This window comes from Sedimentibacter sp. B4 (genome assembly GCF_000309315.1).
Classification (GTDB): Bacteria; Bacillota; Clostridia; order Tissierellales; family Sedimentibacteraceae; genus Sedimentibacter; species Sedimentibacter saalensis.
Genome location: NZ_CANG01000711.1, coordinates 1 through 240, shown reverse-complemented (window position 1 = coordinate 240; position 240 = coordinate 1). Strand labels below are relative to the sequence as shown.

Here is a 240-nt window from a genome sequence, read left to right as displayed (position 1 = left end):
GATTGCCATCGACGTCGATGACGACAAGCTCGAGCATGCGATCCGCTACGGCGCCTCCGATGTGATCAACTCCCGGCACGTGACGCCCGGGACCGCGTCCTCGCCCTCACCGGGGGGCGGGGCGTCGACGTGGCCATTGAGGCGCTGGGGTTCCCCGCGACCTTCGAGCAGGCGCTCACCCTGCTGGCGGACGGCGGCCGGATGGTGCCGGTCGGCCTGGCCGCCGGGTCGCAGACCGCG

General features: G+C 72.5%; 1 pseudogene. It reads left to right on the top strand.

Annotated features, from left to right (window positions below):
- Positions 1-240, top strand: a pseudogene (locus BN358_RS24150) (zinc-binding dehydrogenase); the annotation flags it as partial.